Origin of the sequence: Arthrobacter sp. NamB2 (genome assembly GCF_005281365.1) — a bacterium.
GTDB lineage: Bacteria > Actinomycetota > Actinomycetes > Actinomycetales > Micrococcaceae > Arthrobacter_D.
In genome coordinates, this window is record NZ_SZWI01000002.1 from 137,510 (window position 1) to 150,126 (window position 12,617).

General features: G+C 67.9%; 12 protein-coding genes. 1 reads left to right on the forward strand and 11 read right to left on the reverse strand.

Translation table 11 applies throughout. The features are described 5' to 3' along the window. Positions 1 to 29: 29 nt before the first annotated feature. Complete coding sequence (locus FDK12_RS04305; protein WP_137368416.1) at positions 30 to 1,049, forward strand: A/G-specific adenine glycosylase; 1,020 nt, start codon at positions 30 to 32, stop codon at positions 1,047 to 1,049. A 96-nt stretch (positions 1,050 to 1,145) separates the two neighbouring features. Here FDK12_RS04305 and dhaM read toward each other — a convergent pair whose 3' ends face one another. From dhaM to panC, 11 genes are all read right to left on the reverse strand, one after another. Further along, positions 1,146 to 1,895, reverse strand: coding sequence for a dihydroxyacetone kinase phosphoryl donor subunit DhaM (dhaM, locus tag FDK12_RS04310; protein WP_137368417.1), 750 nt, complete (start codon positions 1,893 to 1,895; stop codon positions 1,146 to 1,148). Then, positions 1,892 to 2,542: a dihydroxyacetone kinase subunit DhaL gene (gene dhaL, locus FDK12_RS04315; RefSeq protein WP_137368786.1), complete on the reverse strand. Its 651-nt coding sequence runs from the start codon at positions 2,540 to 2,542 to the stop codon at positions 1,892 to 1,894. The genes dhaM and dhaL overlap by 4 nt, the downstream gene beginning before the upstream one ends. A gap of 2 nt (positions 2,543 to 2,544) precedes the next feature. After that, positions 2,545 to 3,546, reverse strand: coding sequence for a dihydroxyacetone kinase subunit DhaK (gene dhaK / locus FDK12_RS04320; protein ID WP_137368418.1), 1,002 nt, complete (start codon positions 3,544 to 3,546; stop codon positions 2,545 to 2,547). 252 nt (positions 3,547 to 3,798) lie between these two features. Further along, positions 3,799 to 3,978, reverse strand: a complete 180-nt coding sequence (locus tag FDK12_RS04325; RefSeq protein WP_137368419.1) for a CsbD family protein — start codon at positions 3,976 to 3,978, stop codon at positions 3,799 to 3,801. 131 nt (positions 3,979 to 4,109) lie between these two features. Further along, a complete protein-coding gene (locus tag FDK12_RS04330) occupies positions 4,110 to 4,619 on the reverse strand; it encodes an amino-acid N-acetyltransferase (protein WP_137368420.1) in 510 nt (169 codons plus the stop codon). Positions 4,620 to 4,656: 37 nt separating this feature from the next. Further along, positions 4,657 to 6,681 (reverse strand): S9 family peptidase, encoded by a 2,025-nt coding sequence (locus FDK12_RS04335; RefSeq protein ID WP_137368421.1) that lies wholly within the window; start codon positions 6,679 to 6,681, stop codon positions 4,657 to 4,659. Positions 6,682 to 6,848: 167 nt separating this feature from the next. Then, positions 6,849 to 9,356 (reverse strand): ATP-dependent Clp protease ATP-binding subunit, encoded by a 2,508-nt coding sequence (locus tag FDK12_RS04340; protein ID WP_137368422.1) that lies wholly within the window; start codon positions 9,354 to 9,356, stop codon positions 6,849 to 6,851. Positions 9,357 to 9,478: 122 nt separating this feature from the next. Then, the gene (locus tag FDK12_RS04345; RefSeq protein ID WP_104116645.1) at positions 9,479 to 9,808 is read right to left on the reverse strand and encodes a histone-like nucleoid-structuring protein Lsr2; all 330 of its coding nucleotides are present in this window, start codon (positions 9,806 to 9,808) and stop codon (positions 9,479 to 9,481) included. 83 nt (positions 9,809 to 9,891) lie between these two features. Further along, a complete protein-coding gene (locus tag FDK12_RS04350) occupies positions 9,892 to 10,053 on the reverse strand; it encodes a hypothetical protein (protein ID WP_317616710.1) in 162 nt (53 codons plus the stop codon). A 37-nt stretch (positions 10,054 to 10,090) separates the two neighbouring features. Then, the gene (gene lysS, locus FDK12_RS04355) at positions 10,091 to 11,548 is read right to left on the reverse strand and encodes a lysine--tRNA ligase (protein WP_104116785.1); all 1,458 of its coding nucleotides are present in this window, start codon (positions 11,546 to 11,548) and stop codon (positions 10,091 to 10,093) included. Positions 11,549 to 11,652: 104 nt separating this feature from the next. Continuing rightward, the gene (panC, locus tag FDK12_RS04360; protein WP_137368424.1) at positions 11,653 to 12,585 is read right to left on the reverse strand and encodes a pantoate--beta-alanine ligase; all 933 of its coding nucleotides are present in this window, start codon (positions 12,583 to 12,585) and stop codon (positions 11,653 to 11,655) included. Positions 12,586 to 12,617: the final 32 nt, after the last annotated feature.

Consider the following 12,617-nt stretch of genomic DNA (forward strand, 5'->3'; position numbering starts at 1 on the left):
GTATTCACGACAAGGACACAGGAGCAACCATGAGCATCGACCCCGGAACCGCCGAGGGTTCCGCGCGCGCCGACGGCGCTGCCGGTGGCGCTGCACACTCGCTGGAGGACCTCCACCGTCGGATCGGCGACTGGTTCGCCGCGGCTGCCCGCGATCTGCCCTGGCGCGAACCATCGTGCTCGCCATGGGGCATCCTCGTCAGCGAGGTCATGCTGCAGCAGACCCCGGTCGTGCGTGTCCTGCCGGTGTGGCGTGAGTGGCTCGAACGCTGGCCCTCTCCCGCGCACCTGGCGGCAGAACCGTCGGGAGCCGCCGTCCGGCACTGGGGCCGGCTCGGGTACCCCCGCCGGGCCCTCCGCCTCCACGCCGCTGCGAGTGCGATCGTCTCGGATCACGGCGGCGTGGTGCCTGCCACGTACGACGAACTCCTGTCCCTGCCGGGGGTCGGCACGTATACCGCAGCCGCAGTGGCCGCTTTCGCTTTCGGGAAGCGCGAGACCGTCGTGGACACCAACATCCGGCGCGTCCATGCCCGTCTCGTCGGGGGCAGTGCGCTTCCTGCTCCGGCGCTGACGGCTGCCGAGATGAAGCGGGCGGTGACGCTCCTGCCGGACGACGACGCCGGGTCCGTCCGTTGGAATGCCGGGGTGATGGAGCTCGGAGCGGTCGTCTGCACGGCCCGCGCTCCCCTGTGCGACGTATGTCCCGTGGTGGACGCGTGCGCCTGGATTGCAACTGGGCGCCCGGCTCCGGAGTACGTGCCCAAGGGGCAGGCGTGGGCCGGGACCGACCGACAGGTGCGCGGCGCGATCGTCGCCGTGCTGAGGGACGCCGTCGGCCCTGTGCCACGCCCCCTCCTGATGCAGGGTCCGGTGGACGTGGTCATCGATACCGTAGCGAGTAGAACCGGCGCGGCGGGCCGCCCGGACGCCCTCACGCGACTGCACGGTCTACATGCTCCCGGCGAGCAGCTCGAACGTGCGCTCGCCGGGCTCCTGACCGACGGGCTCGCTGAGGAGACGCCGGCCGGGATCTGCCTGCCCGGCTAGGAGCCACTGACGGAGCAATCCGTGCTGCCCTGATGGGAAGGCCCCGGTGCTCGGAGGCCCCTGCCTCCCGACCGGTTGCCAGGCACGGCCCAGCCGTCAGTCCGGCTCGCCGAAGCCCGATTCGACGGCCTCACCGATGAAATCCACGGCGGCCTGCGCATCGGGGCCACTGGCCTCGGCGGTGACCGTCCGGCCCTGACCGAGACCGAGGCTCATGAGGAGCATCACCGACTTGCCGTCGACGCCGTTCACCGTCACCTCGGCATCGAGCTCCGCGAGCCCGGTGGCCAAAGCGGCAGCAGGCCGGGCGTGCAGGCCCATCTGGTTCGGCAGTACCCACGACCCCCTGGCCGTCGGCCCTCCTGCCGATGACGGCGCTTCGTCGGCGTCGCCCTGTCCAGGAGCGGCCGCAGCATGGCTGACGAATGGTTCGAGCTCCTCGGGCCGGATGGAGACGACGGCGCCCTCCGCCGCCCGGAGCACCTCATCGAGTGGGGAGCTGCCCTGTGCCTGCACGGCCGCCGCGACCGCACCCTCCACGAGGGCCGCCTGTGCCAGCCGGACGGACGCGCGTGCTTTCGGCTCCAGGAATTCGAGCACCATCTCAGCGGTCATGACGGCCGACCCGAGATCGGTCAGGATCACCACCCCGTCACCACTCGAGGCGCGCTCGATCGCGGCCTGCACGCGGTCGAAGCTCGTACCGATGCGAGCGGGGCGGCCCTCGCCGTCGTCCGCTCCCCCGGCCGCGACGATGACGACGTCGGGCGCCATCTGGGCTGCCAGTTCGACGACGCCCTCCGCGATCTTCTCGCTGTGCGAGACGATGACCAGCCCGACGCTCATGCCACCGCCCCACCAGCGGCGTCCGCAGCAGCCTGCAGGATCAGGGCTGTCGACACGGCGCCGGGGTCCTGGTGGCCCGCGCTGCGCTCACCGAGGTAGCTCGCCCGGCCCTTGCGTGCGATCAGGGGTTCCGTCGCCACAGCACCCGCATGGGCGGCGTTGGCGGCTGCGGCGAGGACGTCCGGGGCGCTCGCTCCTGCCTGGGCGGCGGTCTCTGCAGATTCCGAGGCAGGCGTCCAGGCGTCGACCATCGTCTTGTCTCCTACCTCCGCCTTCCCTCGCGCGACGATGCCGTCGCGTGCAGCCCTGATCATCGCGGCGGCAGCCTCCGCGTCGATCGTGTCGGCATCACCGACGGAGGTCGCCGCGCGCAGGAAAGCAGTGCCGTACAGCGGACCGGCAGCACCACCCACCGTCGACATCAGGGTCATCGCGACCTGCTTGAGGACGGCCGCCGGGGTGGACGGCACATCAGCGGAATCGAGCTTGGCGACGACCGCGCTGAACCCGCGGTCGAGGTTCTCGCCGTGGTCGGCATCGCCGATGGCGCGGTCGAGGTCGATCAGCAGTGCGCGGTTCTCGGCGACGACGCGGGCCGTCTCCCGCACCCACCGGACAGCCCACTGAGCGTCGAGGTCCGTCGTCATCCTCATGCCCCCCAGCGCAGCGCTGCGGTGTTGACGGGGCTGTCCCAGAGTTCGAGCATCTCGTCGTCGACCCGCAGGATGGTCAGCGACGCACCCTGCATCTCGAGCGCGGTGATGTAGTTCCCGACGAGGGATCGCTCGATCGTCACACCGAGTCCATCGAGCAGCTGAGCGACCTTCCGGAACACGATGTACAGCTCGCTCGCGGGTGTTCCGCCCATGCCGTTGACCAGCACGAGCGTGCGGTCTCCCGCTGTCAGCCGGAGGTCCGCGACGATGGGGTCGAGAAGTCGCTGCGTGATGCCGTCGGCGTCCTCCATCGCGATGCGGTGCCGCCCCGGCTCCCCGTGGATGCCGATACCGATCTCGATCTCGTCCTCAGCGAGCTCGAAACTCGGCACCCCGGCATGCGGGACCGTGCAGGCGGCCAGGGCGACACCCATGGAGCGGACGCTGTCCACGACACGCTGCGCCACCGCGGTGACGCCATCGAGGTCGTCACCGCGTTCCGCGGCGGCCCCCGCGATCCGTTCAACGAAGACTGTTCCACCCACGCCTCGCCGGCCGGCGGTGTACAGCGAATCCTCCACGGCGACGTCGTCGTTCACGAGCACGGAGCGCACGGAGACGCCGTCGGCCTCGGCCATCTCGGCCGCCGTCTCGAAGTTCAGGACGTCACCGGTGTAGTTCTTGACGATGTGCAGGACACCGGCACCACCGTCGACCGCAGCCGTGGCAGGGATGATCTGACCGGGAGTGGGGGAGGTGAAGACAGCTCCCGGGACAGCCGCGTCGAGCATCCCGCGACCCACGAAGCCCGCGTGGAGCGGCTCATGGCCGCTGCCGCCACCGGAGACGAGCCCCACCTTGCCCTGAACCGGCGCGTCCTTGCGGGTGATGAAGAGGGGGTCCGGATGCACGGTCACGAGGTCGGCGTGGGCCAGACCGAATCCTTCGACGGACTCGTCGACCACGGCTCTGGGATCATTGATGAGCTTTTTCATGACGGCTGCTCCTTGGCTGTGAACGAACACTACGACAGCCTGCAGCCCGCCTTCCATGGACCACCCCGGCCACTGGAAACGTTACCGCCCGTTCCTGCCCCTGCCTATAGCGGCACAGGGCCATCCGGGTGCCGCCCCGTCACCTCGGGCCGGCCTGTCCGAAGCCCGTTAAACGCCTGAGGAAGGGGCCCGGTATCGGGCGCCCTCCCTCAGAAGGCCGGCGCGCACGCTTGTCCGTGCGGCCGGGCTGGGTCAGCGACCCTGCTTGAATGCGTCCTTGACGTTCTCGGCCGCGTCCTTGACGTTCGAGCTGGCCTGGTCCTTGTGGCCCTCGGCCTCCATGCCCTCGTCGCCGGTCGCCTTGCCGAGGCCTTCCTTGAGCTTGCCGCTCAGGTTCTCGCCCTTGTTCCCGATCTTGTCATCCAGTCCCATAGTCGGACCTCCTTCAGCTCGGTGTACGGCCACCGGTTCCGGTGGCGTGCCGGCACTCCCACAGGAATGCTAAGCAGTCTTACCTTATCCCCGCCGAGCTGCGGAAAGCCAGCCCTGCCCTGCCGCACCGCTCACAGCTGGCGGATCATCCGCGTGTTGCCGAGGGTGTTCGGCTTGACCCGCGCCAGGTCGAGGAACTCCGCGATGCCTTCGTCGTGCGAGCGGAGCAGCTCGGAGTAGATCCGGGGATCGACGGCTGACTGGTCCGCCATCACCTCGAAGCCGTGGCGCCGGAAGAAGTCGACCTCGAACGTCAGGCAGAAGACGCGGTTCACGCCGAAGGCCCGTGCCTGCTCCAGCAGTTCCTCGACGAGGGCGTGGCCGACTCCCCGACCGCGCGCGGCAGGAGAGGTCGCCAGTGTGCGGACCTCGGCGAGGTCCTCCCACATGACGTGAAGCGCTCCGCAGCCCAGCACCTCGCCGCCGTCGGACTCTGCGATCCGGAACTCGGGCAGTCCCTCATAGTAGGCCACCGTCTCCTTCGCCATCAGGATGCGCTCCTGGGCGAGCGGCTCGACGAGAGCCTTGATAGCGGGAACATCGGTGGTGCGGGCCGGCCGGATCGTGAAGGACAGGGTCATCCACCCAACTCTACTGAGCGCGCGCGCTGCCCCGCTCCTACAGGCCCAGCTCGGTCGGGAGGTCCCGCTCCTCCCCCAGGACATTGGACGCCAGGAATGCCTCGACGACCCCGTACCAGATCTTTGCGTGCTGGGGCTTGAGGATCCAGTGGTTCTCGTCCGGGAAGTAGAGGAAACGGTGGGGCGTACTGCCCGCGTTGTCCGCAGGCAACCGGGACATGGACAACAGCTCGTACCAGAGCCGGAGGCCCTCCCCGATCGGGACCCGATAGTCCTTGTCGCCGTGGATGACGAGCATCGGTGTGCTGATATCGGCCACGAACCTGTGTGGAGAATTCTCGTCCCTGGCCTCGGGCGTCATCTCCCGCTCCCAGTAGTAGGCGACATCCGTCGTCGGCCCGAACTGATCGAGCGACCACAGGCTTGCATGGGTGACGATCGCTGCGAAGCGGTCCGTGTGTCCGGCGATCCAATTGGCCATGTAACCGCCGAAGCTGCCACCCATCGCTGCGATACGCGACCCGTCGATGTCACTCCTCGCCACCAGACCGTCCGTCGCGGCCATCAGGTCGGTGTACGGGGCGCGGCCCCACTGACCCCACCCGCGGTCGACCATGTGCTGGCCGTACCCCGTGGACAGCGCTGGATCGGGCAGCAGGACGGCGTACCCGCGTGCCGCCATGATCCACGGCGACCAACGCCACGTCCAGGCATTCCACGACCCGATCGGGCCCCCGTGGATCCACAGCAGCGCCGGTACGGGCGATTCGGCAGACGCGCCGTCGGGCAGCACGAGCCACGAGCTCACCGGCTGACCGTCCTCGCCGACCGATTCGACCCGCCCGAGTGACCCCGGCAACGCCGGCCGCTCCGCCGGGTTGAGCAACCGCTCGGTGGCACCGGAGGCAAGATCGATGCGCACGGCCTCTGCCGGGAACAGGTAGGAACTGCGAAGGGCATAGGCCATCGTGCCGTCCGGGGACACCTGGACGTCCGAGTAGGCCGCGGCGTCCTCCGTCACTCGGCGGACGGCGCCCGTGGCGACGTCGATCACGAAGACGGGTGCTCCGCCGTCGTCGTCCGCCGTGACCACGAGGCCCGAGCCGTCGGGTAGCCAGGCGAGCGGGGACGGCCATCGATCCCACTCCTCGGCCAGCGGCGTCGGAGCGCCCCCGTCCAGGGGAAGCAGCAGCAGGCTCGTCCGCGGTGCGAGCTCGGCAGTGGTGCGGCGGTCCTTGACCACCACGAGGTACCGCCCGTCCGGGCTGACGGGTCCCGGCTCGTAGTCGTTCTCCCGGTCGTCGAGCAGGACGGCGAGCTCTTTCGTCCCGAGGTCGACCCGGACGAGGACGGTCCGCTGCGAACCGCGCTCCTCCGGAACGGTCAGGGACGTGAAAAGCGCGGATCCGTCGGGGCTCAGCACCGGGTGGGCTTCGCGCAGCCCACCGCGGGCGGACGGGATGAGGTCGTCGAGAGACCGTCCGCCGTCGTCGTCGATGCCCTGCAGAGCGAAGTACCGCGGTTCGTCCGGGCCGAGATCGGCGTCCCAGAAGCGGACAGGATAGCCGGAGTGCAGGATAGCGGTCACACCCGACTCCTTGCGGGTCTTGCGGCGCTCGGCGTCGTCCTCCTCGTTCGCCGATCCGGCGAGCGAACTTCCGGTCACGACGACGACGTCCGTTGCGTGCGCCGTCGTCACTCCGGCGACGCCTCCTTCCCTCGCCAGGAGCAGCGACGCTTCACCACCCGTCGCCGGGAGGCGCCAGAGCGAAGGGCGTTTCTCGCCTTCTGGGTCGTCGGGATCCGGTCGCGCGGAGGTGAACAGCAGGTCACCGCTCGAGAGGAACGCTGCGCCGGACTCGCCGTCGGAACTGCGGGTCAGCCGCCGCGCGGGCTTCTCCCCCGTGGGGTCCACCTCCCACAGGGCCGTCTGATAGGCGGTCTTCTTGGGGTTCAGGGTGGCCACGGACGTGACGAGACGCGTACCTTCCCTGTTCAGCACGAGCCCGCTGAGGCGCGGTAGTGCGACGAATTCATCCAACGACGAGAAGGGTGTGGTCATGGACCATCCCTATCACCGCCTGGAGCTTGCGTCACGGCATTCCCCTCAGGGATGAATCTGGTTGCTGGAGGCACCGGATTGTCGGCACCACGAGTACTCGTTAAACGGAGAACCCGCCCTGGCTGGCAGGGCGGGTTCCGTGGAGCAGCCGGACCGGGCAGCCGGTCCTACTCGGGGACGGTGGCCTCGAGCGCTGCCGGAGCGTCCTCGAGTTCCTTGGGCGCACCGTGACCGATGAAGGTGAAGCGTGCGTCGACGCCCTCGCCCTCTACGTCGATGTCGATCCGCTCGCCCGCCTTGATCTCCCCGAAGAGGATCTTTTCGGAGAGTTGATCCTCGATCTCGCGCTGGATGGTGCGGCGCAGAGGCCGGGCACCCATCGCCGGATCGTATCCGCGGGTTGCGAGGAGGACCTTCGCAGCCGGGGTGAGCTCGATCGTCATGCCCTTGTCCGCCATCCGGCGGCTCAGGCGCTCGAGGAACAGGTCCACGATCTGGACGATCTCGTCCTGGATGAGCTGCGGGAACACCACGGTGTCGTCGACGCGGTTGAGGAACTCCGGCCGGAAGTGCTGCTTGAGCTCCTCCTGGACCTTCGCCTTCATCCTGTTGTAGCTCGTCGTCGTGTCGGAGCCGGACTGGAAGCCCGTCATGACACCCTTCGAGATGTCGCGCGTACCGAGGTTGGTGGTCATGATGATCACCGTGTTCTTGAAGTCCACCATGCGGCCCTGGCTGTCCGTGAGGCGTCCGTCCTCGAGGATCTGCAGCAGCGAGTTGAAGAGATCGGCGTGAGCCTTCTCCACCTCGTCGAACAGCACCACCGAGAACGGCTTGCGGCGGACCTTCTCGGTCAGCTGGCCACCCTCCTCGTAACCCACGTAGCCCGGAGGGGCACCGAAGAGCCGCGAGACGGTGTGCTTCTCGGAGTACTCCGACATGTCCAGCGTGATGAGGGCGTCCTCTTCACCGAAGAGGAACTCCGCGAGTGCCTTGGCGAGCTCTGTCTTACCGACACCCGTGGGGCCGGCGAAGATGAAGGAGCCACCGGGACGCTTCGGGTCCTTGAGGCCTGCACGGGTGCGGCGGATGGCCTGCGAGATGGCCTTGATCGCCTCGTTCTGCCCGATGACCCGCTTGTGCAGCTCGGCCTCCATGTTGAGCAGTCGCGAGGACTCGGCCTCGGTCAGCTTGAACACGGGGATACCGGTGGAGTTCGCGAGCACCTCGGCGATGAGTTCCTCATCCACCTCGGCGATGTCGTCCAGACCGCCCGACTTCCAGCGGCGCTCCTTGTCGCTGCGCTCGTCGTGGAGCTTCTGCTCCTTGTCGCGCAGCGCAGCAGCACCCTCGAAGTCCTGGGAGTCGATAGCCGACTCCTTCTCGCGCTTGACGTCGGCGATCCGGTCGTCGATCTCCTTGAGCTCCGGTGGGGCGGTCATGCGGCGGATGCGCAGTCGCGCTCCCGCTTCGTCGACGAGGTCGATCGCCTTGTCCGGCAGGAAACGGTCCGAGATGTAGCGGTCCGCCAGCGTCGCGGCGCTCGTCAGGGCGCCGTCGGTGATCGACACGCGGTGGTGGGCCTCGTAGCGGTCCCGCAGGCCCTTGAGGATCTCGATCGCGTGCGCCACGGACGGCTCCGCGACCTGGATGGGCTGGAAGCGGCGCTCGAGCGCTGCGTCCTTCTCGATGTGCTTGCGGTACTCGTCCAACGTCGTGGCGCCGATGGTCTGGAGCTCGCCACGCGCGAGCATGGGCTTCAGGATCGACGCGGCGTCGATGGCACCCTCGGCGGCACCCGCGCCGACGAGGGTGTGGATCTCGTCGATGAACAGGATGATGTCGCCGCGCGTGCGGATCTCCTTGAGGACCTTCTTCAGTCGCTCCTCGAAGTCACCGCGGTAGCGCGAACCGGCCACGAGGGACCCGAGGTCCAGCGTGTACAGCTGCTTGTCCTTGATGGTCTCCGGCACGTCGCCCCGCACGATCGCCTGGGCGAGGCCCTCGACGACGGCGGTCTTGCCGACCCCGGGCTCGCCGATCAGGACGGGATTGTTCTTGGTGCGGCGGGAGAGGACCTGCATGACGCGTTCCATCTCCGACTCGCGCCCGATCACGGGGTCGAGCTTGGACTCACGTGCAGCCTGGGTCAGGTTGCGGCCGAACTGGTCCAGTACGACGGAGCCGGCGGGAGTTCCCTCCTGCTGCTGGCCACCTGTGGTGGCCGGCTCCTTGCCCTGGTACCCGGACAGCAGCTGGATGACCTGCTGGCGCACGCGGTTGAGGTCTGCGCCGAGCTTCACCAGGACCTGCGCGGCGACACCCTCACCCTCACGGATGAGACCGAGCAGGATGTGCTCGGTACCGATGTAGTTGTGGCCGAGCTGGAGGGCTTCCCGCAGGGACAGCTCCAGTACCTTCTTGGCCCGGGGGGTGAAGGGGATGTGACCGGAAGGAGCCTGCTGGCCCTGACCGATGATCTCCTGGACCTGCTCCCTCACGGCACCCAACGAGATGCTGAGCGACTCGAGAGCCTTGGCGGCAACACCCTCGCCCTCGTGGATGAGGCCAAGCAGGATGTGCTCGGTGCCGATGTAATTGTGGTTGAGCATGCGGGCCTCTTCCTGGGCCAACACGACAACTCGACGGGCACGATCTGTAAATCTCTCAAACATCAGACACACACTCCTAGCTAACGCGTATTTCGATGCTACGGGCACGGGGTTCGCTTTGGGTGCGTGTTCGCCACAGGCGAGATAACGCCCGAGGGCTTCCCCTCAGGCGTCAGGTGGGGGTGTCAGCGCTGGGCGGCGCGGTACGCCTCGACGATCTCGCTGTTGACCCGGCCGCGGGAGGAGACGTTGTAGCCGTTCTCCTTGGCCCACTCGCGGATCTGTGCTGCTTCCTGGTTGCGGGAGGGAGCCGGCTGGCTCGAACGCTGCTGCTTGGGCTGGCTGCTCCGGCGGGCCGCTCCGACGTAGGGTGCGAGGGCTTCGCGCAGTTCCGAGGCGTGCGCCTCCGACAGGTCGATCTCGTATTGCACGCCATCAAGACCGAAGCGCACGGTTTCGTCGGCTTCCTCGCCGTCGAGGTCGTCAATCAAAATGATCTTTACCGTCTGCGCCACAATGGTCTCCTATTAGTTCCGCGATAATAATGCCCCCTGATCGAGTATGCGGCACTATTCAATGGAGGTCAAAGCGCGTATTCCTAAGTCGGATCGATATCGTCTTCACCATTCTTTTCCCGGCCCGATTCCTGGTTGCGTGCATCCTCGGCGTTCCGCGTCTCCTCGGCGCGAGCCATGGCTTCGCGCTCCGCGCGGTCGGCATTGAATATGGCCCTGATCACGAAGTAGAAAAGGACTGCCAAGCAGGCTGAGGGTAGGAGGACCGCTACATATTCCATGCTACTGACCCGTTTCGGGCTTGAGGATGGGGAACAGGATCGACTCGCGAATTCCGACGTTGGTGAAAAGCATGACGAGCCTGTCGATTCCGAGCCCGATACCACCCATCGGTGGTGCCCCGTACTCGAGCGCCCTGAGGAAATCCTCGTCCAGCTGCATTGCCTCGTCGTCTCCGGCGGCAGCCTGGCGTGACTGCTCCGTCAATCGTTCGCGCTGGATGACCGGATCGATGAGCTCGGAGAAAGCAGTGCCGCGTTCCATGCCTCCGATGATGAGGTCCCACGCCTCGATCAGGCGGGGATCCTCGCGGTGCGGACGAGCGAGTGGCTGGGCCGACGGCGGATAGTCGTAGACGAAGGTCGGTTGGATCAGCGTGGGTTCCACGATCTCCGAGAAGAGTTCGAGCACCACCTTCTCGGCGCCCCACTCCGGATGGAGCGACACCTCATGGCGCTCCGCGATGGACTGCAGTTCCTCGAGGGCGGTGTCCGGAGTGACGTCCTGCCCTACGGCAGCGGAGAGCCCGGGGTAGACGCCGAGCCAGGCCCATTCGCCGTCGAGGTCGATGGTGCCCTTGGCGGTCTCGATGGTGCGCGACCCGAGCATGTCGGCGCAGGCCAGGATCATCTCCTTCATCCGGTCCGCCATGACGAACTGGTCCGCGTAGGCCTCGTAGCACTCGAGCATCGTGAATTCGGGGCTGTGCGTCGAGTCGACTCCCTCGTTGCGGAAGATCCGGCCGATCTCGTAGACGCGATCGATCCCGCCGACGACAGCGCGCTTCAGGTATAGCTCGAGGGCGATCCGGAGGGTCATCTTCTGGTCGAACGCGTTGAGGTGTGTCTCGAACGGACGGGCCGTCGCCCCGCCGTGGACGAGCTGGAGGATGGGCGTCTCCACCTCGATGTAGTCGCGCTGGTTGAGCGTCTCGCGGAGGGTGCGCGTGATGGCGGCCCTCGTCCGCACCATCTGGCGGGCCTCCTCACGGACCATCAGGTCGACATAGCGCTGGCGTACGCGGGTCTCCTCGTTGACTCCGACATGGAGGGTCGGGAGCGGCCGCAACGCCTTCGACGCCATGGACCAGCTGTCCGCCATGACGGACAGCTCACCGCGCCGGGAGCTGATGACCTCGCCGTGCACCTGCACGTGGTCGCCCAGGTCGACCAGGGACTTCCAGTCGGCAAGACTGTCCGCGCCGATCTCGGCCAGGCTCAGCATGACCTGCAGCCTCGTGCCGTTCCCCTCCTGCAGGGTCCCGAAGCACAGCTTGCCCGAGTTGCGGATGAAGACGACGCGCCCGACGACCGAGACCTGCCGCCCGCTTGACTCCCCCGTTCCGAGGTCGGCGAACTGCTCCCTCACTTCGGCGAGGGAATGCGTCCGAGCCGGCTTGACCGGGTAGGGCTCCATCCCGGCGTCGAGCAGGGCTGCCCGCTTCTGCAGCCGGAAGCGCATCTGTTCGTTGAGGTCGTCCGCGGGGAGGGTGTCGTCGTGGGTCACGGAAGACAAGTTTACGGCTCAGTACCGGGAGCGCGGTGTGCGGTACACCCCGGCAGGGCTCAGCCCGCGTTCGGCAGGAGGGTGTTGTCGATCAGCCGGACGGCCCCGACCCGCGCAGCGACGACGGCCAGCCGCTGTCCCACACGCTCGCCGTCGTCCCCCGGCACAGCGAACGACGACGGATCGACGACCTCGAGGTAGTCGAGGTCCACGAGGTCCTCGGCGGCGATCTCGGCCCGGGCCGAGTCCAGATCGAGAGGTTCACCCCGCGATGCCCGGTCCTGGAGGCCCCGCAGCACCCTCGACAGCACCAGGGCCGCGCTCCGCTCGTCATGCTCCAGGAACCGGTTCCGGCTGGAGAGCGCCAGCCCGTCCGCATCACGCACGATCGGGACGCCCTCGATGCGGACCGGGACGTCGAGGTCCAGCACCATGCGGCGGATGAGCGCGAGCTGCTGCGCGTCCTTCTCGCCGAAGTACGCGCGATAGTCCGCCGTGGTGCCCGGCAGCCCGAGGTTGAGGAGCTTGGCGACCACCGTCAGCATGCCGTCGAAGTGGCCGGGCCTCGACGCTCCCTCGAGCACCTCGCCCATGCGACCGGCACTCACGCGGACCAGCGGCTCGCCGCCCGGGTACATCTCCTCGACGCCCGGCGCGAACACGACGTCCACGCCGCACGCTGCCAGCAGTCGAAGGTCGTCGTCGAGCGTGCGGGGGTAGCGGTCCAGGTCCGCCTGGTCGCCGAACTGCAGGGGGTTGACGAAGATCGAGACGACGACGACGTCGCTCGCGCGGCGAGCGGTGCGCGCGAGTGACGCGTGGCCCTCGTGCAGCCCGCCCATCGTCGGTACGAGACCGAGTGACGGCGGGACGTCACTGGAACCCCGACGGTCCCGAGCACGCTCCAGCAGCTCCGCCGTCGCCGCTCGGAGCTCGGCAGAGGAGGAGACGAGGAGAGGGGTTGCCGGGCTGTCGGTACCGGTCGAGGTCACGGAGGGTCCTTTCCAGACGGAGCGGGGCGCAC

Excerpts from the sequence above, each read along its gene's own strand:
- FDK12_RS04305 (WP_137368416.1), top strand. The coding sequence starts at position 30 with ATGAGCATCGACCCCGGAACCGCCGAGGGTTCCGCGCGCGCCGACGGC.
- dhaM (WP_137368417.1), bottom strand. The coding sequence starts at position 1,895 with ATGAGCGTCGGGCTGGTCATCGTCTCGCACAGCGAGAAGATCGCGGAG.
- dhaL (WP_137368786.1), bottom strand. The coding sequence starts at position 2,542 with ATGACGACGGACCTCGACGCTCAGTGGGCTGTCCGGTGGGTGCGGGAG.
- dhaK (WP_137368418.1), bottom strand. The coding sequence starts at position 3,546 with ATGAAAAAGCTCATCAATGATCCCAGAGCCGTGGTCGACGAGTCCGTC.
- FDK12_RS04325 (WP_137368419.1), bottom strand. The coding sequence starts at position 3,978 with ATGGGACTGGATGACAAGATCGGGAACAAGGGCGAGAACCTGAGCGGC.
- FDK12_RS04330 (WP_137368420.1), bottom strand. The coding sequence starts at position 4,619 with ATGACCCTGTCCTTCACGATCCGGCCGGCCCGCACCACCGATGTTCCC.
- FDK12_RS04335 (WP_137368421.1), bottom strand. The coding sequence starts at position 6,681 with ATGACCACACCCTTCTCGTCGTTGGATGAATTCGTCGCACTACCGCGC.
- FDK12_RS04340 (WP_137368422.1), bottom strand. The coding sequence starts at position 9,356 with ATGTTTGAGAGATTTACAGATCGTGCCCGTCGAGTTGTCGTGTTGGCC.
- lysS (WP_104116785.1), bottom strand. The coding sequence starts at position 11,548 with ATGCGCTTCCGGCTGCAGAAGCGGGCAGCCCTGCTCGACGCCGGGATG.